General features: G+C 57.8%; 24 protein-coding genes and 1 tRNA gene. 19 read left to right on the top strand and 6 right to left on the bottom strand.

Translation table 11 applies throughout. The annotated features are described in order from the left end of the window. The first annotated feature begins 97 nt into the window (after positions 1–97). Positions 98–1,972, top strand: a complete 1,875-nt coding sequence (locus C4Q27_RS22300; RefSeq protein WP_104887387.1) for a sigma 54-interacting transcriptional regulator — start codon at positions 98–100, stop codon at positions 1,970–1,972. A gap of 119 nt (positions 1,973–2,091) precedes the next feature. Here C4Q27_RS22300 and C4Q27_RS22305 read toward each other — a convergent pair whose 3' ends face one another. Then, positions 2,092–3,180 carry an asparaginase gene (locus C4Q27_RS22305; RefSeq protein ID WP_104887388.1) on the bottom strand — a complete coding sequence of 363 codons (1,089 nt, stop codon included), beginning with the start codon at positions 3,178–3,180 and terminating at the stop codon, positions 2,092–2,094. 367 nt (positions 3,181–3,547) lie between these two features. Between C4Q27_RS22305 and C4Q27_RS22310 the strand changes: the two genes are divergently transcribed. From C4Q27_RS22310 to C4Q27_RS22340, 7 genes are all read left to right on the top strand, one after another. Next, on the top strand, positions 3,548–4,507 hold the full coding sequence (locus tag C4Q27_RS22310) for a sugar ABC transporter substrate-binding protein (protein ID WP_104887389.1): 960 nt from the start codon (positions 3,548–3,550) through the stop codon (positions 4,505–4,507). Positions 4,508–4,527: 20 nt separating this feature from the next. After that, entirely contained in the window at positions 4,528–6,081 is a 1,554-nt protein-coding gene (locus C4Q27_RS22315) for a sugar ABC transporter ATP-binding protein (RefSeq protein ID WP_104887390.1), read from the top strand. After that, positions 6,078–7,073 carry an ABC transporter permease gene (locus C4Q27_RS22320; protein ID WP_104887391.1) on the top strand — a complete coding sequence of 332 codons (996 nt, stop codon included), beginning with the start codon at positions 6,078–6,080 and terminating at the stop codon, positions 7,071–7,073. The genes C4Q27_RS22315 and C4Q27_RS22320 overlap by 4 nt, the downstream gene beginning before the upstream one ends. 4 nt (positions 7,074–7,077) lie before the next feature. Further along, a complete protein-coding gene (locus C4Q27_RS22325; RefSeq protein WP_064491382.1) occupies positions 7,078–8,100 on the top strand; it encodes a LacI family DNA-binding transcriptional regulator in 1,023 nt (340 codons plus the stop codon). Positions 8,101–8,115: 15 nt separating this feature from the next. Next, on the top strand, positions 8,116–9,024 hold the full coding sequence (rbsK, locus tag C4Q27_RS22330; RefSeq protein WP_104887392.1) for a ribokinase: 909 nt from the start codon (positions 8,116–8,118) through the stop codon (positions 9,022–9,024). Beyond that, entirely contained in the window at positions 9,021–9,419 is a 399-nt protein-coding gene (gene rbsD, locus C4Q27_RS22335; RefSeq protein ID WP_003250646.1) for a D-ribose pyranase, read from the top strand. The genes rbsK and rbsD overlap by 4 nt, the downstream gene beginning before the upstream one ends. 64 nt (positions 9,420–9,483) lie before the next feature. Continuing rightward, on the top strand, positions 9,484–10,485 hold the full coding sequence (locus tag C4Q27_RS22340) for a nucleoside hydrolase (protein ID WP_104887393.1): 1,002 nt from the start codon (positions 9,484–9,486) through the stop codon (positions 10,483–10,485). On the opposite strand, the gene C4Q27_RS22345 is transcribed toward C4Q27_RS22340, so the two are convergent. Then, positions 10,457–10,669, bottom strand: a complete 213-nt coding sequence (locus tag C4Q27_RS22345; RefSeq protein WP_003250649.1) for a hypothetical protein — start codon at positions 10,667–10,669, stop codon at positions 10,457–10,459. The genes C4Q27_RS22340 and C4Q27_RS22345 overlap by 29 nt on opposite strands. A 274-nt stretch (positions 10,670–10,943) precedes the next feature. Here C4Q27_RS22345 and C4Q27_RS22350 point away from each other — a divergent pair, with 274 nt between their 5' ends. Then, positions 10,944–11,264, top strand: a complete 321-nt coding sequence (locus tag C4Q27_RS22350) for an I78 family peptidase inhibitor (protein WP_049587634.1) — start codon at positions 10,944–10,946, stop codon at positions 11,262–11,264. Positions 11,265–11,463: 199 nt separating this feature from the next. Here the strand turns inward: C4Q27_RS22350 and C4Q27_RS22355 are convergent, their stop codons facing one another. Further along, positions 11,464–11,676: a cold-shock protein gene (locus C4Q27_RS22355; RefSeq protein ID WP_003250656.1), complete on the bottom strand. Its 213-nt coding sequence runs from the start codon at positions 11,674–11,676 to the stop codon at positions 11,464–11,466. A gap of 162 nt (positions 11,677–11,838) precedes the next feature. Beyond that, positions 11,839–12,144, bottom strand: a complete 306-nt coding sequence (locus C4Q27_RS22360) for a hypothetical protein (protein ID WP_012052881.1) — start codon at positions 12,142–12,144, stop codon at positions 11,839–11,841. A gap of 338 nt (positions 12,145–12,482) precedes the next feature. On the opposite strand from C4Q27_RS22360, the gene thrS reads away from it, so the two are divergent. The 10 genes from thrS (at position 12,483) to C4Q27_RS22410 (ending at position 22,314) form a co-directional block, all read left to right on the top strand. Further along, complete coding sequence (thrS, locus tag C4Q27_RS22365) at positions 12,483–14,405, top strand: threonine--tRNA ligase (protein WP_019751949.1); 1,923 nt, start codon at positions 12,483–12,485, stop codon at positions 14,403–14,405. After that, on the top strand, positions 14,405–14,956 hold the full coding sequence (infC, locus tag C4Q27_RS22370) for a translation initiation factor IF-3 (protein WP_012052879.1): 552 nt from the start codon (positions 14,405–14,407) through the stop codon (positions 14,954–14,956). Before thrS ends, infC begins: the two co-directional genes overlap by 1 nt. A gap of 60 nt (positions 14,957–15,016) precedes the next feature. Next, a complete protein-coding gene (gene rpmI, locus C4Q27_RS22375; RefSeq protein WP_003250667.1) occupies positions 15,017–15,211 on the top strand; it encodes a 50S ribosomal protein L35 in 195 nt (64 codons plus the stop codon). 27 nt (positions 15,212–15,238) lie between these two features. Next, on the top strand, positions 15,239–15,595 hold the full coding sequence (gene rplT / locus C4Q27_RS22380; RefSeq protein ID WP_003250671.1) for a 50S ribosomal protein L20: 357 nt from the start codon (positions 15,239–15,241) through the stop codon (positions 15,593–15,595). 109 nt (positions 15,596–15,704) lie between these two features. Continuing rightward, positions 15,705–16,721, top strand: a complete 1,017-nt coding sequence (gene pheS, locus C4Q27_RS22385) for a phenylalanine--tRNA ligase subunit alpha (protein WP_003250674.1) — start codon at positions 15,705–15,707, stop codon at positions 16,719–16,721. A gap of 31 nt (positions 16,722–16,752) precedes the next feature. Next, the gene (pheT, locus tag C4Q27_RS22390; RefSeq protein WP_064491386.1) at positions 16,753–19,134 is read left to right on the top strand and encodes a phenylalanine--tRNA ligase subunit beta; all 2,382 of its coding nucleotides are present in this window, start codon (positions 16,753–16,755) and stop codon (positions 19,132–19,134) included. A gap of 4 nt (positions 19,135–19,138) precedes the next feature. Continuing rightward, positions 19,139–19,441, top strand: coding sequence for an integration host factor subunit alpha (gene ihfA, locus C4Q27_RS22395; RefSeq protein WP_003250679.1), 303 nt, complete (start codon positions 19,139–19,141; stop codon positions 19,439–19,441). Further along, on the top strand, positions 19,422–19,778 hold the full coding sequence (locus C4Q27_RS22400) for a MerR family transcriptional regulator (RefSeq protein ID WP_003250681.1): 357 nt from the start codon (positions 19,422–19,424) through the stop codon (positions 19,776–19,778). The genes ihfA and C4Q27_RS22400 overlap by 20 nt, the downstream gene beginning before the upstream one ends. Positions 19,779–19,892: 114 nt before the next feature. After that, a tRNA-Pro gene (locus C4Q27_RS22405) sits at positions 19,893–19,969 on the top strand. A 1,268-nt stretch (positions 19,970–21,237) separates the two neighbouring features. Continuing rightward, entirely contained in the window at positions 21,238–22,314 is a 1,077-nt protein-coding gene (locus C4Q27_RS22410) for a putative phage abortive infection protein (protein ID WP_103469204.1), read from the top strand. A 329-nt stretch (positions 22,315–22,643) separates the two neighbouring features. On the opposite strand, the gene C4Q27_RS22415 is transcribed toward C4Q27_RS22410, so the two are convergent. Together C4Q27_RS22415 and C4Q27_RS22420 are read right to left on the bottom strand one after the other, a co-directional pair. Further along, complete coding sequence (locus C4Q27_RS22415; protein WP_103469203.1) at positions 22,644–23,609, bottom strand: GTP pyrophosphokinase family protein; 966 nt, start codon at positions 23,607–23,609, stop codon at positions 22,644–22,646. Further along, positions 23,609–24,754, bottom strand: coding sequence for a nucleoid-associated protein (locus tag C4Q27_RS22420; protein ID WP_146050474.1), 1,146 nt, complete (start codon positions 24,752–24,754; stop codon positions 23,609–23,611). Before C4Q27_RS22420 ends, C4Q27_RS22415 begins: the two co-directional genes overlap by 1 nt. Positions 24,755–24,881: the final 127 nt, after the last annotated feature.

The following is a 24,881-nucleotide window of genomic DNA, read 5'->3' on the forward strand; positions in this document are numbered from 1 at the left end:
GTTGATGGCGAGGTGTATTTACGAAATTTCGTAAATTACGAATTGTCGTAATATTGTTCACGAAATTTCGTGAAAATCGGTTCGAGGATATCCATCAGTGACAGACGCCGTCGCCCTCGGAGTCGCGGCCGACTCCGCCGTTGCCATGCTGTTAATCCACCCGGTAGATGATCGGGTACTGCAAGCCAACAACGCCGCGCTTGATTTACTTGGCTGCGCCGCAAATGAGCTGCCCGGTCATGCCTTTAGCCATTTTCTGCGAGGGGGAATCGCACTGTGGGTGAGCTTTACGGATGAGGTGCTGACTCAAGGCGAAGCGTGGTCGGACGACCTGCTGCTGGTGGATCTGCAACTGCGGCAAATAGCGGTGGAGGTTTCGGCTAGCGCGGTTGAGGGCGGGAAAATTGTACTGGCGGTGCAGCGCCGCGACCTTCTGGAGCAGCGTCGAAACCGTGCTGAGGCGCGCCGGCAACACCGTTTGGGCCACGTAGGGTGGGAACGAATCAGCCAGGTGTTCGAACGCATCCAGCAGCAAAACCGGCTGATTCTTGGTGCAGTTGGCGAGGGCATCTATGGGCTCGATACCCGGGGCCAGACCACGTTCATCAACCCCGCCGCCGAGCGTATTTTGGGGTGGAGTGCCGTCGACATGATTGGCCAGGATGCCCACCATTTGTTCCACCACAGCCATAGCGACGGACGTGCGTTCGAGGTCAATCAGTGCCCCATCCATGCTTCGTTCAGCGATGGACAAGTTCATCGCGTGGACCACGAGGTGTTCTGGCACAAGAGCGGCGAACCAATCGCCGTCGAGTACACCAGCACTCCAATCTTCGAGATGGGAAGGCTGGTAGGGGCGGTGGTGTTGTTTCGGGACATCCGCGAACGACAACGCACTGAAGCGCGCCTGCGCGATGCGCTAAGTGAAGTAGAGCAGTTGAAGACTCGGCTGGAAATGGAAAACCAATACCTGCAGGAGGAAATCAACGCCCACGGCAATCACCACGAGATCGTCGGCGAAAGCCCTGCGGTCAAGCATCTGTTACAGCAGATCGACCTGGTCGCAGCTACCGACGCCAACGTGTTGGTCACCGGCGAGTCAGGCACGGGTAAAGAGCTTGTTGCTCGTGCTATTCATGCCAGCAGCCCCCGGCGCGACCGCCCTCTGATTCGGGTCAATTGCGCCGCGGTGCCCCGTGAATTGTTCGAGAGCGAGTTCTTCGGCCACCTCAAAGGGGCCTTCACCGGAGCGGTCAGCAACCGAGTGGGTCGCTTTGAGTTGGCAGACGGCGGTACCTTGTTTCTCGATGAGGTGGGAGAGATTCCGCTGGAGCTACAAAGCAAGTTGCTCCGCGTTCTACAGGACCGCCAGTTTGAGCCTGTAGGCGACAATCGCACCAGGGCCGTTGATGTGCGAGTTATCGCCGCAACGAACCGTGACCTACGCGATATGGTCGCCCGAGGTGCGTTCCGAGAAGATTTGTACTTCCGCTTGAATGTGTTCCCTATACGCTCGGTGCCCTTGCGGGAGCGACTTGAGGACATTCCTTTGCTCGCCAGCCATTTTCTTGAAAGGGCTAGCCTGGCGTTCAACAAACCGGGCATTCGCATGTCGCTGACCCAAGTCGCGGTGCTTCAGCAGTACGCTTGGCCAGGCAACATTCGCGAGCTTCAAAATGTGATTGAGCGACAGACCATTGTCTCCCGAGATGGTCGCGTGAGCTTTCATGAGGTTCTGGCGCCAAGCGCCCCGTCCAGTGGCCCTGTATCTTCAACTTCACAATGCCCGCCCGAGCCGACTGCCGACAAAGACTGGGAGCGGCAGATGAAGCTGAATGCGATCTCTGTGCTCAAACGAACAGCAGGGAAAGTCTCCGGCGAGGGTGGTGCTGCGCAATTGCTGGGGTTGAAGCCCACAACCCTGGCGTCTCGACTCAAAAAGTGGGGCGTTGATCCGAGAGATTACAAATAGAGCTACTCGCGCAACCCTGAGAAGAAACCCACTGATGCGAGCCCCAGTTGAGTGGCGGCGGGGGGGATCTGGAAAGGAAGAATGGCCGGTGATGTGGGGCACCGGCCATGGGTGGTTGATCAGTACTCCCAGAAGATGCGTTGCAGCTCTTTGCTGTCCTGGGTCTTGGTCATTGCCACCATCGCCAGGATCCGCGCTTTTTGCGGGTTCAGGTCGTGAGCCACGACCCAGTCGTTCTTGTCATCCGGCTGTTCGGCGTTACGCAGTACGAAACCACCCTGGTTGACATGCGACGAGCGGATGATCTGCACGCCGTTCTTGCGCAGTTCTTGCAGCGCCGGGACTACCCGCGACGATACCGAACCGTTGCCGGTACCGGCATGGATCAGCGCCTTGGCACCGTTCTGTGCCAGCGCCTTGTAGGCGGTGTCGGTGACGTTGCCATAGCCATAGGCAATGTCCACCTGCGGCAGGCTGCTGATCTGCTTGATATCGAACTCGGAATTGACCGTATGGCGCTTGGCCGGCAGGCGGAACCAGTACGATTTGCCTTCCACCACCATGCCCATCGGGCCCCAGGCGCTCTTGAAGGCTTCGGTCTTGATGTTGACCGCCTTGCTTACATCGCGGCCGGACTGGATCTCGTCGTTCATGGTCACCAGCACGCCCTTGCCACGCGACTGCTTGTCGCTGGCTACGGCCACGGCGTTGTACAGGTTGAGCATGCCGTCGGCGGACATGGCGGTACCCGGACGCATCGAGCCGACCATCACGATTGGCTTGTCGGTCTTCTCTACCAGGTTGAGGAAGTAGGCGGTTTCTTCGAGGGTGTCGGTGCCGTGGGTGATGACGATGCCGTCCACGTCCTTGCTTTCGGCCAGCTCGGCGACGCGCTTGCCCAGCTTCAGCAGGTCGTCATTGCTGATGCTCTCGGAGGCGATCTGCATCACTTGCTCGCCACGTACGTTGGCGATGTCGGCCAGTTCTGGCACGCCCGCGATGAGCTTGTCGACGCCCAGCTTGGCAGCCTGGTAAGTGGCGCTGTTGGCAGCGCTGGCGCCGGCGCCGGCAATGGTGCCGCCGGTGGCGAGGATGACCACGTTGGCCAGCTTCTGTTGGGTTTCGGCTTCTTTGGCCGAGGCGCTGGATGGCAGGATCAGCAGCAGGGCGAGTGCGCTGGGGGCGAAGGTTTTGAGTGCGGCATTCATCGTTATTGTTCTCGCTTCCTAGTGAGATAGTTATTGAGTCGCGCAGGGCTATAGGCATTTTTCGTACCAAGGCACCACGCGTTGCCTGGGTTAGAGTGGCTGTGCTTTGCAATGGGCTGTGTAGCAGCCCCGACAATGTGTGGTGTTGCACCGAACCGCGCCTGCCAAAGGCAGCATTGCATTCGTAATTCCGAACAAATAAAGGAAAAGGTGTTCGGTTTTTCGGAAAAGACTGCATAATCGGCCCCAGCAGCACTTTGGCCTCCGAAAGCCAAACGGATTTGACAAACAACGGTCCTGTTACCATAGTTGGTCAACGCAAACGTTTGCGATCCGATAAAAAACACAAGATTCGGAGTCATCGTTCATGAAGCTGCCGTTCCCCGGTCGTCTGCTGGCCCTCGCTGTCATTTCCTCGCTTAGCCTCGCCTTGCCATTGTCTGCTGCCCACGCTGAAGACAAGCCCAAGGTCGCCCTTGTCATGAAGTCGCTGGCCAACGAGTTCTTCCGCACCATGGAAGACGGCGCCAAGGACTACCAGAAAACCCACGCCGACGAGTTCGACCTGATCGCCAACGGCATCAAGAACGAGACCGACACTGGCGAGCAGATCCGCATCGTCGAGCAGATGGTCAATGCCGGCGCCAAGGCGCTGGTGATTGCCCCGGCTGACTCGAAAGCACTTGTGTCGGCGGTGAAGAAGGCCATGGACCAGGGCGTGGTGGTGATCAACATCGACAACCGTCTGGACCCTGATCTGCTCAAGAGCAAAGGCATCAGCGTTCCCTTCGTCGGCCCCGACAACCGCAAGGGCGCGCGCCTGGTTGGCGATTACCTGGCCAGCCAGAAGCTCAAGGCCGGCGACCAGGTGGGCATTATCGAAGGCGTGTCGACCACCACCAATGCCCAGCAGCGCACCGCCGGCTTCAAGGACGCCATGGACGCCGCGCAGATGAAAGTCGTCTCGGTACAAAGCGGCAATTGGGAGATCGACAAAGGCAACGCCGTCGCCGCCTCCATGCTCAACGAATACCCCGACCTGAAGGCCTTGCTGGCCGGCAACGACAGCATGGCCCTGGGCGCTGTGTCCGCCGTGCGTGCCGCTGGCAAGACCGGCCAGGTGCAAGTGGTGGGCTATGACAACATCAATGCCATCAAGCCAATGCTTGAAGACGGTCGGGTGCTTGCCACCCTCGACCAGGCAGCCAGCCAGCAGGCGGTGTATGGCATTCAGGCGGCACTGAAAATGGTCAAGGGCGAAAAGCCTGATGTGGATGCCGACAACGTCATTCAGACCCCGGTCGAACTCATCACCAAGAAGCCCTGATGCTGCCAGGAGAATCGGCCATGCCTGCATCGGCCAATGAAGTGGTGCTTGCCGCCAGCGGCCTGGGCAAGACCTACGCCCAGCCCGTGCTCGGCGAGGTCAGCCTGAGCCTGCGCGCCGGTGAAGTGCTGGCCCTGACCGGCGAGAACGGCGCGGGCAAGAGTACGTTGTCCAAGCTCATCAGCGGCCTGGAGGTGCCCACCACCGGGCACATGACCTACCGTGGCCAGGCCTACGCGCCCGGCAGCCGCAGCGAGGCCGAACGCCTTGGTGTGCGCATGGTCATGCAGGAGCTGAACCTGCTGCCGACGCTGACCGTGGCGGAAAACCTGTTTCTCGACAACCTGCCCAGCCGTTTCGGCTGGATCAGCCACAAGCGCCTGCGTCAGCTGGCAACGGCCGCCATGGCTCGGGTCGGGCTCGACGCCATCGACCCGGACACCCCTGTCGGCGAGCTGGGCATCGGCCATCAGCAAATGGTCGAGATTGCCCGCAACCTGATCGGTGACTGCCATGTGCTGATCCTGGATGAACCCACTGCCATGCTCACTGCGCGCGAGGTGGCGTTGCTGTTCACCCAGATCGAGCGCCTGCGCGCGCGCGGCGTGGCCATCGTCTATATCTCGCATCGCCTGGAAGAGTTGCAGCGGGTGGCCCAACGCATCGTTGTGCTGCGCGATGGCAAGCTGGTGTGCGACGAGCCGATCCAGCGCTACAGCAGCGCCGAGCTGGTCAACCTGATGGTCGGCCGCGAGCTGGGCGAGCATATCGACCTGGGCCGACGGCAGATGGGTGCACCGCTGCTCAAGGTCGACAAGTTGTGCCGCGGCGACAAGGTGCGCGAGGTGTCGTTCGAAGTCAGGGCAGGGGAGATTTTTGGCATCTCCGGCCTGATCGGCGCCGGCCGTACCGAGCTGCTGCGCCTGATCTACGGTGCCGATCGCGCCGACAGCGGCGGTATCGCGCTGGGCCAGCCGCCGCAGGCGGTAAACATCGACTCGCCCAAGGCTGCAGTGCGGGCCGGTATCGCGCTGATAACCGAAGACCGAAAAGGTGAGGGCCTGCTGTTGACGCAGTCGATCAGCGCCAACATTGCGTTGGGCAACCTGGGCGCGGTATCGCGGGCCGGCGTGCTCGATGGCGAAGCGGAAAAAGCCTTGGCCGAACGCCAGATCCAGGCCATGCGCATTCGCAGTGCCGGCGCGCAGCAGGTGGTGGGTGAGCTGTCTGGTGGTAACCAGCAAAAAGTGGTGATCGGCCGCTGGCTGGAGCGCGATTGCCAGGTGCTGCTGTTCGACGAACCCACGCGTGGCATCGATGTGGGCGCCAAGTTCGACATTTATGGCCTGCTGGCCGAGCTGGCGCGCAAAGGCAAGGCCTTGGTGGTGGTGTCCAGTGACCTGCGCGAACTGATGCTGATTTGCGACCGCATCGCCGTGCTGTCCGCCGGCCGCCTGATCGACACCTTCGCGCGTGATCATTGGAGCCAGGACCAGTTGCTTGCCGCCGCCTTCGCCGGTTATCAGAAACGTGACGCGCTGCTGCATGATGCAGCCCCCAGGATGGATGCATGAAAACCACCCCGCTCAACAACCAGGACGCCGCCCCCGTGCGCCGCGGCGGTACGTACTTTGGCCTGGGCACCTACCTGGGCCTGGCTGGCGCCTTGCTGGCGATGATCGTGCTGTTCTCGTTCCTCAGCAGCCACTTCTGGTCGTATGGCACCTTCAGCACGCTGGCCAACCAGATCCCGGACCTGATGGTGCTGGCGGTGGGCATGACCTTCGTGCTGATCATCGGCGGCATCGACCTGTCGGTGGGCTCGGTGCTGGCGCTGGCCGCCTCGACGGTGAGCGTGGCGATACTCGGCTGGGGCTGGGGCGTGCTGCCCTCGGCGCTGCTGGGCATGGCTGTGGCCGCATTGGCCGGCAGCATTACCGGTGGCGTCACCGTGGCCTGGCGTATCCCGTCGTTCATCGTTTCGCTTGGTGTGCTGGAGATGGCCCGTGGCCTGGCCTACCAGTTCACCGACTCGCGCACCGCCTATATCGGCGACGCCTATGCCTGGTTCTCCAACCCGGTCGCCTTTGGTGTTTCGCCAGCGTTCATCATCGCCTTGCTGGTGATCGTGCTCGCCCAGTTGGTCCTGACGCGCACGGTGTTCGGTCGTTACCTGATCGGTATCGGCACCAACGAAGAGGCCGTGCGCCTGGCCGGTATCGATCCGCGCCCCTACAAAGTGCTGGTGTTCGCCCTGATGGGCCTGCTCGCCGGCCTGGCCGCGCTGTTCCAGATCTCGCGGCTGGAAGCGGCCGACCCCAATGCCGGCTCTGGCCTGGAGCTGCAGGTCATTGCCGCCGTCGTGATCGGCGGCACCAGCCTGATGGGTGGGCGTGGCTCGGTCATCAGCACCTTCTTTGGCGTACTGATCATTTCCGTATTGGCCGCCGGGCTGGCGCAGATCGGCGCCAGCGAGCCGACCAAACGCATCATCACCGGGGCGGTGATCGTCATCGCCGTGGTGCTCGACACTTACCGTAGCCGGCGCGCAGGCCGGCGGAACTGACACCATGGCAACTATCAAAGACGTCGCGGCACTGGCGGGTATTTCCTACACCACCGTGTCCCATGTACTCAACAAGACCCGTCCGGTCAGCGAACAGGTGCGGCTGAAAGTGGAAGCCGCCATCATCGAACTGGATTACGTGCCCAGTGCGGTGGCGCGCTCGCTGAAGGCGCGCAGCACGGCCACCATCGGCCTGTTGGTGCCCAACAGCGTCAACCCGTACTTCGCCGAACTGGCGCGGGGTATCGAAGACGCCTGCGAGCGCAACGGCTATTGCGTGATCCTGTGCAACTCCGACGACAACCCGCAGAAGCAGCGCAGCTACCTGCGCGTGCTGCTGGAAAAACGCATCGATGGCCTGGTAGTGGCCTCGGTGGGCCAGGACGACGACCTGCTGCAGAGCCTGGCCAGTGTGCGCACGCCAATGGTCATCGTCGACCGTGAGCTGGAAGGCGTCGATGCCGACCTGGTGCGCATTGACCACGAGCAGGGGGCGTACCTGGCCACCCGGCATCTGCTGGAGCTTGGTCATCGCGACGTCGCCTATATCGGCGGCCCCGCCGAAACCGGGGTTACCCAGCTGCGCCTGAGCGGCTTCCGCCGTGCCATGGCCGAAGCCGGTGCGCCCGTGCCGGGCAGCCGTGTACTGCACTGCGACTTCACCAGCCCGGGTGGCCATGCAGCGGCGGCGCAGATGCTGGAAGGCAAGCGGCCCTCGGCGATTTTTGCCGGCAACGACATGATCGGCTTTGGTGTGCTGCGCGCTGCAGCCGAACGCAATATCAGCGTACCCGGCGAGCTGTCGGTGATCGGTTTCGACGACATCGAGCTCAGCCGCTACGTGTACCCACCACTGACCACGGTGGGCCAGTCGATCCGCGAGCTGGGCGAGAGCGCTGCCTCGTTGCTGCTGACGCGTATCGCTACGCCCCGGCAAGGCGCGGCGGAGCAGCGCATTGTCGCCCCGCGTATCGTCTTGCGTGAGTCCACCGGGCCGCGTCCGGACCTGTTCAATGATTACCGCTAACGCTAAGGAAACGTCATGAATGCCAAGGTTGTGGTGGTTGGCAGCCTCAACATGGACCTGGTGGTCCGCGCCCAGCGCCTGCCACGGGCCGGCGAAACACTCCCCGGCGATAGCTTTTTCACGGTGCCGGGCGGCAAGGGTGCCAACCAGGCGGTGGCAGTGGCGCGGCTGGGCGGCAGCGTGGCGATGATCGGCAATGTAGGGGATGACGACTACGGTCGGCAGCTGCACCGGGCCTTGTATGTCGAGGGGATCGACTGTCAGGGCGTCAGCACCTGTCCAGCCATGTCCAGCGGTGTGGCGCTGATCACGGTGGATGCTGCCAGCCAGAACTGTATTGTCATCATTCCCGGCGCCAACGGCCTGCTGACGCCGCAGTCGGTGCTGCGTTTCGATGCACTGCTGCAGGCCGCCGAGGTGGTCATCTGCCAGCTGGAAGTGCCCACTGACACTGTGGCGTGCACACTGGCCAGGGCGCGTGAGCTGGGCAAGCAGGTCATCCTGAATCCAGCACCCGCTAGCGGCCCCTTGCCAGCGGACTGGTTTGCGCATATCGATTACCTTACCCCTAACGAAAGCGAGGCCGAAGCCTTGACCGGTGTGGCGGTGACCGACCAGGACAGTGCCCGGCGCGCAGGTGAGCGCTTGCTGCAGCTGGGGGCAGGCAAAGTGATCATCACCTTGGGTGCGCAAGGTGCCTTGCTGGTTACTGCCCAAGGCCATCGGCACTATCCGGCGCCGCGCGTGCAACCGCTGGACACCACCGCTGCCGGCGATACCTTCATTGGTGGCTTTGCTGCCGCCCTGGTGCGTGGGCTGAAGGAGGGCGAGGCGATCGCCTTTGGCCAGCGTGCCGCGGCATTGTCGGTTACCCGTGCCGGTGCCCAACCGTCGATTCCCTACCTGGCGGAGCTGACGCCATGAAGAAAACCCCGCTGCTGAACGTTGCCCTGTCGCGAGTCATTGCCGGCATGGGGCATGGCGATATCCTGGTGATCGGCGATGCCGGGCTGCCGGTGCCGCCGGGTGTCGAGCTGATCGACCTGGCCATTACGCCTGGCCTGCCGGACTTCGCCAGCGTGCTGCGGGTGGTGCTGAGCGAATTGCAGGTTGAGCGGCACGTGCTGGCTGAAGAAATGCAGAAAGTGGTGCCACCTGCGCTGGTCGAAATCGAGCGACTGAAGGGCAAGCTGGGCAAGCGCGAATGGCTGACCCATGAGGATTTCAAAGTGCTGTCGCGCAGTGCCCGTGCGGTGGTGCGTACAGGCGAGTGCCAGCCCTACAGCAACATCGCCCTCATCTCCGGCGTCACCTTCTAGCCGCTTCCACAAAGGACGCCGGGCTGTGTAAACGCATGATTCATAGGCAACAGGAGTGCCATCCATGCTCAAGTCCCTGCTACAAGGAGTTGTTTTCATGGCCACAGCCTCCACCCTCCAGGCCGCACCCATCGACCTGATCATCGACACCGATCCCGGCGCGGACGACGTGGTCGCGCTGTTTCTGGCCATGGCTTCGCCCAACGAACTCAATATCCGCGCCATCACCACCGTGGCCGGCAACGTGCGCCTAAACAAGACCTCGCGCAATGCCCGCCTGGCCCGCGAATGGGCGGGGCGCGAAGACATCCCGGTGTATGCCGGTGCCGGCCGCCCATTGGTGCGCACGCCGATCTACGCCGCCGACGTTCATGGCGAAGAAGGCCTCACCGGTGTACCGGTGCACGAGCCGAAAGCGCCCCTGGCCCAGGGCAATGCCGTGCAATACCTGGTCGATACCCTCAGCGCAGCCAAACCGCACAGCATCACCGTCGCCATGCTCGGCCCGCAGACCAACCTGGCCCTGGCGCTGATCCAGCGCCCGAGCATCGTCAACGGCATCAAAGAGGTGGTGGTCATGGGGGGAGCCCATTTCAACGGCGGCAACATCACCCCGGTGGCGGAGTTCAACCTCTATGCCGACCCGCACGCCGCCGAAGTGGTGCTGGCCAGCGGCGTACAGCTGACCTACCTGCCGCTGGACGTCACGCACAAGCTGCTGACCAGTAACGCCCGCCTGAAGCAACTGGCAGCCGTGAACAACCAGGCCAGCAAGCGCGTGGTGGATATCCTCAATGCCTACATCACCCACGATATGGACGTGTATGGCATACCTGGCGGCCCTGTGCACGACGCCAGCGTCATCGCCTACCTGTTAAAGCCCGAGCTGTTCGGCGGCCGGCGTATCCACATGAGCATCGACAGCCGCGAAGGGGCCACTTTCGGCCAGACAGTTGCAGACTGGTACGGTGTGCTCAAGCGGCCGGCGAATGTGCTGTGGGTGGAGCAGGGTGATGCCCAGGGGCTGTTCGACCTGCTCAGTGCCCGTCTGGCGCGATTGGAATAGCCGCGTGCGGCGCGTAGCGCTCGAACACCTGGTCGATGAAGCTGCGTGCCGCCTCGGCACCGTTGTCGCGCACCAACAGGTCGATGGCGATCAGCAGCAACTCTTCCGGTGTGCCAGGGCTGTACGCGCTCTGGCCCTCGGCCCATTTGACCTTGATATCGGCATCGATGCTGTGGGTGCTCATGAAAAGCTCTCGCTAGGGGCCCGGAACGAAGGAGGAACACCTGACCCTGGTGTTCGATGGAGGCGGGATGCGCTCCACTTCTTGCAGCAAATCATGGCTTTGCGCCGGTGACCGTGCGGGCTAAGCATATGGCAAACACAGCACGTTGTGCAAAATCCGGTCACGATTGCTTTTCGCCTCGCTGCTGCAGTTCAGGCAGACTTGACCGGTTTTGCAACAAATGATGAGCGGAGCTGTCGGATCAGGCAGTTCCCGGACCGATTTAGGAGGCTTCATGTTTCGTACCCGTGCTTACCTGGCAACTCTGGCTGTGGCTGCTGTCCTGGCGGGTTGCAGCACTGGTGGCAATGCTGATGGCGGTGGTGCGCCGGCCGCGTCAGCGGGCAACGATGGCCGCTGCGAAGCCAGTGGTGCCGACTTTGCCATGGGCAAGCAGGCCAGCGCCGAATTGCTGGAGCAGGCACGCAAGGCCAGCGGCTCGCAGATGGCGCGCATTCTCAAGCCGCACGACGTGGTCACCCTGGAGTACCGCTCCGAGCGCCTGAACCTGAACGTGGACGAGCAGGGCAGGGTAACCCGCGTCAACTGCGGTTGATGCACGCGGGGGCAACTGCCTTGCGCAAAATGTGAAAAGCCTGCGCGGTCGCCTGTAGGAGCGGGTTCACCCGCGAACACGGGCGAAGCCCGTGCCATTCACCCTAAAGTCTGTTTCGCAGGCAATCCCGCCCCTTCAGATGATGCATCACCCATAAAAAAACCCGCCACAAGGGCGGGTTTTTTTACAGCTATCCGAATTACTCCGGACGAACCTGTGCAGCCTGCATGCCCTTCTGGCCGCGCTCGGCGACGAAGGAAACAGTCTGGCCTTCTTTCAGGCTCTTGAAGCCGTCAGATTCGATGGCTTTGAAGTGTACGAACAGGTCGTCGCCGCCGCCTGCTGGGGTGATGAAGCCGTAGCCTTTCTCATCATTGAACCATTTGACGGTGCCTTGTTGGCGATTGGACATGGGTGAATCTCCAGAACATTTAGTTTTTTCAGTGGTGCAATGCGGCCGAGGCTACGGAGCACGGGATACATCATAGTCTAATTCTGCGCATCTAGCGCCTTTTACCTTCGCAGGATATTGATCCAGCTCAAAGAATGGCTGGCCATCACCGGCTTTAAGGTTTCAGCTCTTCGGTGCGCAGGCCTGTTTCACCACCGACTGCGCCTTCTGCATCAGCTTGGCGTCAACGCCATCCTTGCTGTCGAGGTCGGCAATCTCGGCGTCGGTGAAATTCTTTTTGATGGCTTGCGCGCCGCAGTCGCAGTGTTTTTTCGCGGTGGCAGCGTCAACGCCCTGGCCGCTGGCCACTTGCGTGCACTGGGTCATGTAGGCGGCCTCCTTCCCGGCTGGGAAGTTGCCGGCGTTCGCAGCCACGGGCAGCAGCAGGGCGCCAGCGGCCGCCAGGGCCAGAAGAGACGGAACTCGCATCACCAGTTACTCCTTGGGTTAAGGTCTCATCAAGAGTAGGTTGCTTCCCAAAGTCTGAGCGGTATTTTTCCGCGTTAGTTCACCGCTGCGGTGCAATTTCCAAATATTTCTGCCTGGGGTGCAACCCGCGTGCTAGCATGCTCGGCTTGCAGTCGCGCTGTTGCCGGCTGCAGCTATCTTTTTTCTTTCCAGTCACTCTGGTTCGTCCCTGACAAGCCGAAAGGCTTCTGCCACTGTGGGGCAGGCTTCCTTTTACCGGAAGGCAGGTCGGATCTTGTACTGGCTCATCCCAACCCACGTGACCTTTGGTAGGGGTCACCACTAGGAGAGGAGGCGCCATGCCCGTTATTACTCTTCCCGATGGCAGTCAACGTTCGTTCGATCACGCCGTATCCGTAGCCGAAGTAGCCGCTTCCATCGGCGCTGGCCTGGCCAAGGCCACCGTTGCCGGCAAGGTCGACGGCAAGCTGGTCGATGCGTGTGACCTGATCAGCAACGACGCCACCCTGCAGATCATCACCCCTAAAGATGAAGAGGGACTGGAGATCATCCGTCACTCGTGCGCCCACTTGGTTGGCCACGCCGTGAAGCAGCTGTACCCGACCGCCAAGATGGTGATCGGCCCGGTCATTGACGAAGGCTTCTATTACGACATCGCCTACGAGCGCCCCTTCACCCCAGAAGACATGGCCGCCATCGAAAAGCGCATGATGGAGCTGATCGAAAAAGACTACGACGTGGTCAAGAAAATGACCCCGCGCGCCGAAGTCATCGATGTGTTCACGGCCCGTGGCGAAGACTACAAGCTGCGTCTGGTCGAAGACATGCCGGATGAACAGGCCATGGGCCTGTACTACCACGAAGAATACGTCGACATGTGCCGTGGCCCGCACGTGCCGAACACCCGCTTCCTCAAGGCATTCAAGCTGACCAAGCTGTCCGGCGCCTACTGGCGTGGCGATGCCAAGAACGAGCAGCTGCAGCGCGTGTACGGCACGGCCTGGGCTGACAAGAAGCAGCTGGCTGCGTACATCCAGCGCATCGAAGAAGCCGAAAAACGCGACCACCGCAAGATCGGCAAGCAGCTCGACCTGTTCCACCTGCAGGAAGAAGCCCCGGGCATGGTGTTCTGGCACGCCAACGGCTGGACCGTCTACCAGGTACTCGAGCAGTACATGCGTGGCGTGCAGCGCGAAAACGGCTACCAGGAAATCAAGACCCCGCAGGTTGTCGACCGCATCCTGTGGGAGCGTTCCGGCCACTGGTCCAACTATGCCGAAAACATGTTCACCACTTCGTCGGAAAGCCGTGACTACGCGGTAAAACCGATGAACTGCCCGTGCCATGTGCAGGTGTTCAACCAGGGCCTGAAAAGCTACCGCGACCTGCCGCTGCGTCTGGCCGAGTTCGGTGCCTGCCACCGTAACGAGCCGTCCGGCGCACTGCACGGCATCATGCGCGTGCGTGGCTTCGTACAGGACGATGCGCACATTTTCTGCACCGAAGATCAGGTGAAGAAAGAGGCCGCCGACTTCATCAAGCTGACCCTGGACGTGTACAAGGACTTCGGTTTCAGCGACATCGCCATGAAACTGTCCACTCGTCCGGCCAAGCGTGTCGGTTCCGAAGAGCTGTGGGATCGTGCTGAAACAGCGCTGGCCGACGCCCTGAACGAATCCGGCCTTGAGTGGGAATACCAGCCGGGCGAGGGTGCCTTCTACGGCCCGAAAATCGAGTTTACCCTGCGCGACTGCCTCGGCCGTAACTGGCAGTGCGGTACCCTGCAGTATGACCCGAACCTGCCAGAGCGTCTGGATGCCAGCTATATCGCCGAAGATAACAGCCGAGTTCGCCCGGTCATGCTGCACCGCGCCATCCTCGGTTCGTTCGAGCGCTTCATCGGCATGCTGATCGAGCACTACGCGGGCGTGTTCCCGGCGTGGCTGGCCCCAACCCAGGCGGTGATCATGAATATCACCGACAAGCAGGCCGATTTCGCCCTCGAGGTTGAGAAATCTCTGAACGGAAGCGGTTTCCGTGCCAAGTCGGACTTGAGAAATGAGAAGATCGGCTTTAAAATCCGCGAGCATACTTTGCTCAAGGTCCCGTACCTTTTGGTTATAGGGGACCGCGAAGTCGAAACGCAAACCGTCGCTGTGCGTACTCGCGAAGGCGCAGACCTGGGCTCCATGCCCGTCGCCCAATTCGTTGAGCTGCTGACACAAGCGGTTTCCCGGCGTGGTCGCCAAGAATCGGAGTAATGACTATTAAGCGTGAAATGAGAAACGATAAGCGTGCTGTACCGAAGGCCCCGATCAACGAGAATATCTCGGCCCGCGAGGTTCGGTTAATTGGCGCAGACGGCGAGCAGGTTGGCATCGTCTCGATTGATGAAGCGCTGCGTATCGCTGATGAAGCGAAGCTGGACCTGGTAGAAATCTCTGCAGACGCGGTACCACCCGTCTGCAAGGTCATGGACTACGGCAAGCACCTCTTCGAGAAGAAGAAGCAGGCTAACGAAGCCAAGAAAAACCAGAAGCAGATCCAGATCAAAGAAATCAAGTTTCGTCCAGGGACGGAGGATGGGGATTACCAGGTAAAACTACGCAACCTGGTACGTTTCCTTACCGATGGGGACAAGGCCAAGATCTCTCTGAGATTCCGTGGTCGTGAGATGGCCCACCAGGAGCTGGGCATGGAGCTGTTGAAGCGGGTCGAAGCCGACCTCGCCGAATACGGCACCGTTGAGCAGCATCCGAAGATGGAAGGACGCCAGCTTATGATGGTCATCGCCCCCAAGAAAAAGAAGTAATCTCCCGGGCACGGCAGGCCTGATGATTATGTGTAATTTTATCGAATGCGGAGTTCCAACATGCCAAAAATGAAAACCAAGAGCGGTGCTGCGAAGCGCTTCCTGAAGACAGCTTCGGGCTTCAAGCACAAGCACGCTTTCAAGAGCCACATCCTGACCAAAATGTCGACCAAGCGTAAGCGTCAACTGCGCGGTGCCAGCTTGCTGCACCCGTCCGACGTCGCAAAAGTCGAGCGCATGCTGCGCGTTCGTTAATTCTGGTTAAGATAGAGGAAGTTACTCATGGCTCGTGTTAAGCGCGGCGTTATCGCTCGTAAGCGTCACAAAAAAATTCTGAAACTGGCTAAAGGTTACTACGGTGCACGTTCGCGCGTATTCCGTGTAGCCAAGCAAGCGGTCATCAAGGCAGGCCAATACGCCTACCGCGACCGTCGCCAGAAGAAGCGTCAGTTCCGCGCACTGTGGATCGCTCGTATCAACGCCGGTGCCCGCACCAACGGTCTGTCCTACAGCCGTCTGATTGCTGGCCTGAAAAAGGCTTCGATCGAAATCGACCGTAAGGTTCTGGCTGATCTGGCAGTGAACGAAAAAGCGGCGTTTGCTGCGATTGTCGAGAAAGCTAAAGCCGTTCTGGCTTAAGTACCCGCGACAATCACCCGGCGGTGCTAGCGCTGCCGGGCATTGAACGTCATCGATAGGGGAAGAGCCTTCAAAGCTCTTCCCCTATTTTCGTATCTGGAGTCTGTACATGGAAAACCTGGATGCGCTGGTCTCCCAAGCCCTAGAGGCCGTGGAGCGCGCTGAAGACATCAACGCCCTGGAACAGATCCGGGTTAATTATCTCGGCAAGAAGGGCGAGCTGACCCAGGTGATGAAGACCCTGGGCAACCTGCCAGCCGAAGAGCGGCCGAAAGTCGGCGCGCTGATCAACGACGCCAAAGAGCGCGTCACCGTTGTGCTCAATGCCCGCAAGGCTGCCTTTGAAGAAGCCGAGCTCAGCGCTCGCCTGGCTGCCGAATGCATTGACGTCACCCTGCCAGGCCGCGGCCAGGCCACCGGTGGCCTGCACCCGATCACCCGTACACTCGAGCGCATCGAGCAGTTCTTCACCCACATTGGCTACGGCATTGCCGAAGGCCCAGAAGTGGAAGACGACTACCACAACTTCGAAGCGCTCAACATCCCCGGCCACCACCCGGCGCGGGCGATGCACGATACCTTCTACTTCAATGCCAACATGCTGCTGCGTACCCACACCTCGCCGGTGCAGGTGCGGACCATGGAGTCCACCCAGCCGCCCATCCGCATTGTGTGCCCGGGCCGCGTATACCGCTGCGACTCGGATATCACCCACTCGCCGATGTTCCACCAGGTCGAAGGCCTGCTGATCGATCGCGATATCAACTTCGCCGACCTCAAGGGCACCATCGAAGAATTCCTGCGCGTATTCTTCGAGAAAGAACTGGCGGTCCGTTTCCGCCCATCGTTCTTCCCCTTCACCGAGCCGTCTGCAGAAGTCGACATCCAGTGCGTGATGTGTTCCGGCAACGGCTGCCGCGTGTGCAAGCAAACCGGCTGGCTGGAAGTGATGGGCTGCGGCATGGTGCACCCGAATGTGTTGCGCATGTCCGGCATCGACCCAGAAGAGTTCCAGGGCTTCGCCTTCGGCATGGGTGCCGAGCGCCTGGCCATGCTGCGCTATGGCGTCAACGATTTGCGTCTGTTCTTCGACAACGACCTGCGGTTCCTAGCCCAATTCCGCTAGGCCCAATCGACGCAACTTTCAGGAGAACAGCATGAAATTCAGTGAACAGTGGCTGCGCGGTTGGGTCAACCCGCAAGTCTCCCGTGACGAACTGGTCGCCCGCCTGTCCATGGCCGGCCTCGAAGTTGACAGCGTTACCCCCGCTGCCGGCCAGTTCAGCGGCATCGTCGTGGGCGAAATTCTCGCCACCGAACAACACCCGGACGCCGACAAGCTGCGCGTGTGCCAGGTAAGCAGCGGTCAGGAAACCTTCCAGGTTGTGTGCGGCGCCCCTAACGCCCGCCCAGGCATCAAGATCCCGTTCGCCATGATCGGTGCCGAACTGCCAGGCGACTTCAAGATCAAGAAGGCCAAGCTGCGCGGTGTCGAGTCCTTCGGCATGCTGTGCTCGGCTGCCGAACTGCAGATCAGCGAAGAAAACGACGGCCTGCTGGAACTGGCTGCCGACGCTCCGGTTGGCGAAGACATTCGCACGTACCTGAGCCTGGATGATGCCAGCATCGAAATCGGCCTGACCCCGAACCGCGGCGACTGCCTGTCCATCGCCGGCCTGGCCCGCGACGTCAGCGCCCTGTACGACACCCCGGTCACCCGCCCGGTGGTGCCAGCCGTAGCGGCCACCCATGACGAAGTGCGCCCGGTCGAAGTCAGCGCCCCGGCTGCCTGCCCGCGCTACCTGGGCCGCGTTATCCGTAACGTCGACCTGAGCAAGCCAACCCCACTGTGGATGGTGGAGCGCCTGCGCCGCAGCGACGTTCGCAGCATCGACGCCGCCGTCGACATCACCAACTACGTGATGCTCGAACTCGGCCAGCCGATGCACGCCTTCGACCTGGCAGAAATCAACGGCGGCATCCGCGTGCGCATGGCCGAAGAGGGCGAAAAGCTCGTCCTGCTCGACGGCCAGGAAGTTGCCCTGCGTGCCGACACCCTGGTCATCGCCGACCACACCCGCGCCTTGGCCATCGCCGGCGTCATGGGGGGCGAGCACAGCGGTGTGAACACCGAAAAAACCCGCGACCTGTTCCTGGAAAGCGCCTTCTTCGAGCCGATTTCCGTCGCCGGTAAAGCCCGTTCCTACGGCCTGCACACCGATGCATCGCACCGCTACGAGCGCGGCGTCGACTCGCAACTGGCCCGCGAAGCCATGGAGCGCGCCACCCAGTTGCTGCTGGACATCGTTGGCGGCGAAGCCGGCCCGGTGGTCGAAGCGGTCAGCGAACAGCACCTGCCACAAGTAGCCCCGGTCACCCTGCGCGCCGAACGCATCACCCAGATGCTTGGCATGGAAATGGACCCAGCCCAGGTCGAGCAGTTGCTCAACGCCCTCGAGCTGACCACGACCAAGAGCGGGGAAGGGCAGTGGACCGTCAGCGTACCAAGCCACCGCTTCGACATCAGCCTGGAAGTGGACCTGATCGAAGAGCTGGCCCGCCTGTACGGCTACAACAACCTGCCGGTACGCTACCCGCAAGCCCGCCTGGCCCCACAGGGCAAGCCGGAAACCCGCGGTGACCTGCCGACCCTGCGCCGCCTGCTGGTTGCCCGCGGCTACCAGGAAGCCATCACCTACAGCTTCATCGACCCGAAACTGTTCGAACTGTTCAGCCCGGGCGTAGAGCCGCTGCTGCTGGCCAACCCCATCTCCAGCGACATGGCCGCCATGCGCGCCTCGCTGTGGCCGGGCCTGGTCAAGGCACTGCAGCACAACCTGAACCGCCAGCAAGACCGCGTGCGCCTGTTCGAAAGCGGCCTGCGCTTTGTCGGCCAACTGGGTGACCTGCAGCAGCAGCCAATGATTGCCGGCGTCATCACCGGCAGCCGCCTGCCAGAAGGCTGGGCCAACGGCCGCGACGGCGTCGACTTCTTCGACGTCAAAGCCGACGTGGAAGCCCTGCTGGGTTACTCCGGCGCCCTGAGCGACTTCACCTTCAGCGCCGGCAAACACCCAGCCCTGCACCCAGGCCAGACCGCTGCCATCGAGCGTGACGGCAAGCTGGTCGGCTACCTCGGCGCCATCCACCCGGAGCTGGCCAAAGCCCTGGGCCTGGACCGCCCGGTGTTCCTGTTCGAGCTGGTGCTGGGCGACGTGGTCGAAGGCCGCCTGCCGAAATTCAGCGAACTGTCCAAGTTCCCGGAAACCCGTCGTGACCTGGCTTTGATCGCAGGACGTGATGTAGCTTCTAGCGCGGTGCTTGAATTAATTCGTGACAATGCAGGCGAATGGCTCACAGACCTCAGGCTGTTTGATGTGTACCAAGGTAAAGGCATTGATCCTGATAGAAAAAGCCTTGCCGTCGGCTTGACCTGGCAGCATCCATCGCGCACTCTTAACGACGATGAGGTGAACACTACCCTGCAAAACATCCTCACCTCGCTCGAACAAAGGTTGAACACCACGTTAAGGAAATAACGGCATGGGTGCTCTGACGAAAGCTGAGATGGCCGAAAGGCTGTACGAGGAGCTGGGGCTTAACAAGCGTGAGGCCAAGGAGCTGGTCGAGCTGTTTTTCGAAGAAATTCGGCACGCACTTGAAGAGAACGAGCAGGTCAAGCTGTCCGGTTTCGGCAACTTCGACCTTCGCGACAAACGCCAGCGGCCGGGCCGTAACCCCAAGACAGGGGAAGAGATCCCGATCACCGCACGGCGCGTCGTCACCTTTCGTCCAGGGCAGAAGTTGAAGGCCCGGGTTGAGGCCTATGCTGGAACCAAGCCATAACGACGAACTGCCCCCCATACCGGGCAAACGCTACTTCACCATTGGTGAAGTGAGCGAGTTGTGTGCCGTAAAGCCACACGTGCTGCGGTATTGGGAGCAGGAGTTCGACCAGCTAAACCCTGTGAAGCGGCGAGGGAACCGGCGGTATTACCAGCGGCAGGACGTGCTGATGATCCGCCAGATTCGAGCGCTGCTGTATGACCAGGGGTTCACCATTGGCGGGGCGCGGTTGAGGCTCTCCAGTGATGAGGCTAAAGATGAATCCAGCCAGTACAAGCAGCTGATTCGGCAGATGATTGTTGAGTTGGAGGATGTGTTGGTGGTTTTGAAGAAGTAAGCTGGGTTTCTGATGAGTGGAAAATTTTTTGAGAAAAAGCTTTCATTTATCAGAGGGTTAGGGTACATTTCTCAACGTTCTCGGCAAGATTGAGAACATGCTTCAAAGCCCAGTCGGGGCGTAGCGCAGCCCGGTAGCGCACTTGCATGGGGTGCAAGGGGTCGAGTGTTCGAATCACTCCGTCCCGACCAAATAACTCCAAAAAATCCAGTCACTTAGCGGTGACTGGATTTTTTTATGAGCATCAGAAATTTCACTGATCGGAAAAATACCCCTACTTATCCCCCACCCGAGAAATCGCCTGCGTTTCTCTGCGGAGGTCATTATCGGCCAGTCGAGCAGATAGGCGGACTGATTGTGATAAGTGCCGCGGAAGCGGCTTTTGTATAATTTTTCGGGTGGAGTGTTCCCGGATATGTGGTCGAATCTCTACGCTTCCGCCACTAATCCTCATTAAAGCCCTGATTTTTCAGGGTTTTTTTGTGCCTGGTCGTTTTTGGTCCCCCATTTGGTCCCCCATTTTCAGGTCGGCTTTCTATGGTGCTGTGCGGATAGTGGTGCACATGCTGACCCAAAGCCCCGGCTGGTATGCTGGGCTGTGCTTGAGAGATTTGAGTATTTCTCTTGCTTAGCTTACTAGTCAGTCATGTTTGGTTTCGCAGAAAAATCACGCAGCACTAGAAACCAGAAGAGGATGCGTGAGCGCTGGGCGTTGCTAGCTCGTTCTGAATCGATGCCTCGCTTTCATCAGACTTGAAAGGCATTACCCCGCGTAGGCCACGCCGCATGCGGTTTTGAATGCAGATCCGCCCGAAATGGTTCGGTTCCTGACAGCCAAACACGCATACTCAAAAGGTTGCGCTCACCATCGGTGCTCACGCGGCTATTTTGACCTCGACCGTAGTTATGTGTCGGCCTTCCGCGCCTTGGCGTAGGGCGAGCCGATCAACGGTAAGGCCAAACACCCTGAATTGGATAATCAAAATGCACGACACGCTCAGCGGTCTCGCTGAAGTGGCGCAAACCATGAGTTGCACAGTAAGTCATGATCGAGTGATAAAGCGTGCACCTAGAAGCTTGGGAGCAGGTCACCTGAATTCCGAGATCTGCTGTTTAGTGACACGCAAATTTTCTACAAGAGAGTCTATCGAGTCAAATTGACTTCATTCTTGACTTTCATTCATGCACGAATCCATCGTGCACAACGGCTGCGAGTCTTCGATTAAGTACTGTTGCGCTCGCATCGGTTAACTATAACATGATGGCCACTTGATATCTGTGGCTGGTTCGTCCATGCTCGCTTCCTTGCTTGCGGGTTGCCAAAAAAAGGCTCTGGCTATGTATGGTGCGAAGGTGTCACGGAGATGTTTTTGATTGCTGTTGAGCATGCTCTGCATGGAAGTTATCGGGTCTGAAACGCATTTTATATCTTAATCGCGGCAGTTGGGGCTGTACCAGTATGGGCTTTAACAAAAAAGAAGAACGGAAAGATCTTCATTCGGGGAATCTAGAGGATCTTTGGGAAGTACTTTCAAATTTTGAGCTTCAGCGGATCAAGATGTACTGGCTATCAAAGATAGCTTTGGTGCGGGATAATGGAGTCTATCTGCTTGCGCTGATAGCCGTAGTTCCTATTCTATTCGTGACTGGCGCCGTAATCGTGCACTTTCAGTATGGCATAGATCTTCCTTGGTTTGACGTTAAAAATGCCGGTACTGCAGCGCATTGGGGGCAGATCGGAGATTTTGTTGGTGGAGTGCTCAATCCATTATTAAGTTTTGCAGCGCTAGTAGCGGTTATATATAGCCTAAGAGTTCAAAGTAAAGAATTGGCTCTTGCAAGAGACGATGCTAAGGAAAATCATAGAATCCAAGTTCAGCAAAGCCAGATATTCGAAAGGCAAAATTTTGAGTCGGTTTTCTTCAGGCTGTTGGATGTTCACTCTAGGCTGGTTAATGACTTGCAAGTAAGTGTGAGTGAGTACGGTGTGGATGGCAGGGAGGCAAGCAATATTTATCATGGTGTATTGGCTTTTGATAAGCTTGCGGAAATGTATTTTCCACAGCCATATTCAGGATTGACAGTCGCTCGCTACGAACAGCGGTTTGATACTAATAGTGCGAATATGCAAAAGTACTATAGTAGTAGGCTTGCTCATTATTGCAGAAATCTCTATCAGATAATGAAGCATGTAGATGGTTTTGGGATGGATGCATTGCGAGTTTCAAAGCCAAGCTCTAGGGCAAATTTAAGGGCGTGGATTGATAATTATATCTCTCAAAGGAAATATGCGAACATGCTTCGAGCTCAATTGAGCCCGAGCGAATTGCGAGTGATTTTCTTAAATTGCTTATCTGTCCAGGGTCACGGCCTTAAGTATTATGTAGAGCGCTTTTCTTTACTTAAGCACATGGATCTTGAAGTGTTTGGAGATCACTCGGAGGTTCCTTTTAATCTGTACAATGAAATGGCATATGCAGGCTATGAAAAGATTGATGGCTTTAAGCTCAGGGCGCATTTAAGTACGAAGCGGTAGATGCTGCGTTCGGGCTAATAATTAGAGCTAAGTGGGGCGTGCAGTATATGCTATTGATGCTTGCGTTAAGTTAGGCTGGTCCCTTTTGTTCATGCAGCATTAAGGTCTTCGGCTTTTCTCACGCCTCCCTCGCATCTGTGCTTGTGGACAAGTCTTGAGTTAAATTGAGTGCAAGGCTTGAACCTTTGGGTGGCGTCTTGTTATGTGAAGTGTATTGAATCATTATTTTAGGGTTGTGGTGTTAAATGATGTATTTCTGATTGCTTAGAAGTCGAAACATGACTGCTTTGTGGGTGGTGTTGTCATTTTAGGCCTGATCTGCAAAATCCCTAGTTGTGGTACTTTTTGCCTAGATCGCTATAAATTATCTCGAGAGATTCTTCGGATTCAGCATATGGCCAAAGTTCTTTGAGTGCTAAAGGCTGCTCGACGGCCAAGAGGTAGGCGAGAATTGATACCGGCTGAGACCAAAAAATATTAGAGTCTAAGCGAGATTTTATCCTTTCTGTTATGTATGCTCTATCACCTAGCAAATGGCGGACATTATCCAGTGTGTCCTCGTTGATGACGTCGGATAAATTATCAAGGACCAACATATTGAACTTTTGATCCTTAAATTTTGAAGTGGTTATTGTTGAGTCGTAAATATCCGTTAGCTCTTCGAGAAGGCTACCTCGGATTTTAGATTCTGACTCAAGTATGTTCATGGTTTCACAGAATAAGTGGTCCGCCGTTTCAATCAATGCTGCGCTGCTTGAAACAAATCTTACCGCACGAGTAGGGGCTTTCCAAGAGCTTTTATAAATACTATCATGAACAACTTCTGCATAGGCATGCTGCATCAGTGTTCGGATTTGCAATTCGCAGCAAGTTGTTTTAGATATTTTAGATCCTCCCAGCTCTAAGTCTGTTTTTGGACGAATCTCAAAGTGATGTGATTGATATCCAAATTTGTCTGGCGCCTCTTCATATTCTTTTGAAGTGTCTCTTGATTTTTGAATTTCCCATCCGGATGTTGCGGTTATTGCCTGGCAGAGTATTTCTACATCGGCTGATAATAAGCAGACTGCTCGGACTCCGACTAGGTCGGTCATTTCTTGTAGCGGGTTGGTATAAGACTTTCGCGCAAGTTTCCCTATTGCGGAATCTATATCCTTCACTCGTAGTGATAATATTTGTAACTTTATGTCATGATCTTTTGAGATTCGTTTTATACTTTTTTTAACGAGCTCTCCCCAAGCTTTGAGGCCGGGTTGAGCAGCTGAAAGATGTTCTTTAAACTGCTCAATTTTCATTACTCTTGGCTCTCCACGGCGCCCTTAATTCTGACGTTAGTGTAGCCGTTCTCTTGGCCCAGTGTTTGAACATGATCTCGGAAATCTAAATCTGCGGGTACTTGGATTTTTACTCCTGTACTAAAATCGACACGACGAGGCCGCCGCAGCTTGGACTTGATGTAGGCAAGATCTTTGACCATGGCTGTTTCTGGAAGGCCTTTGGCAGTCATCACCGCGATATACTCGGGTTTTATCTCGACTGGCATATGCTCTGCAGCGAATGTAGAAACAGACATTGTGCCCTTATTGCTTCTGAGCTCAGATCGCAAGGCCTCAATCAACTCAACTCTTTCTGGCTGTGGTAAGGGTAGTGTGTTGATATAGGTCTTGGTTTCTTCATAGAACTTCCGGGTCTGATATTTTGATGATTTCAAAATATTCATGCCTAGGAACGCGTTGTAAAAATAAGCAGCAGCTGCTTTTGTTTCTGTGCTGGTAAGTAAATGGTCAAAAAGGAAAAACTTATAGTTATCTAGTTTGTACAGGCTCCCAATTGGAGGTTCGTAGGATACTTCTACGCTGACACCAATTTTATAGAGGCGCTGAGTCTGTGAAAGTAGCATCTTTTTAATTAGTGTGAGGCTCACTGATCCATTTTTTTCAACAATATTGAAGCCCTTGTCCGTTTCTGCTTTGATTGCTGCGAGGAATGGGTGTTGGTGCTTTCCGACTTTACCAGTGAGCACAATTAATACGCCGCCGGGCCATTTGGGATTTGTCTGTGCCTCTGCGAGGTCGGCTGCGATGACTTTTGAAATCTCTACAAATCTTGCTTCGTTCGCTCGAATTGCTTCAGCCGATTTTTGCATGAACGACGAAGAATCAATTTTATCAGCATTTATCTCAATTCCGTGAGAGTTGCTGCCTAATGCATCAGTGATTCGTACTTGAAGAAGATCTTTGGAGTCGACGTCTAGCTGGATCAGCTCTTCGGAAAGCTGTGGAGGAACGAGTACGCCATCTTTGGTTCTGGCGAAGATTGTATGCGCGATCATCCTTTCTATTGAAAGCGCCTCAAAAATGAATTTTTCCATGATATCCCAAGTGTTGGCTAATTTTTCTTTTGGTCTTGAGCGAAAACTAACTGGGCTCAAGTCGGCCACCCCATCGCCAGTGCTTGGGTGTGGTAACCGGCTATTAATATAGTGTGCTTTCAATCAGGAGGCAATAAGTAAGTCGGTCTCGTTGTCGAAAAGTTTACGCTGCCCATCTTGCGAGCCAAGTCGTGGA

The sequence above is a fragment of the Pseudomonas sp. SWI36 genome (assembly GCF_002948105.1).
GTDB lineage: Bacteria > Pseudomonadota > Gammaproteobacteria > Pseudomonadales > Pseudomonadaceae > Aquipseudomonas > Aquipseudomonas alloputida.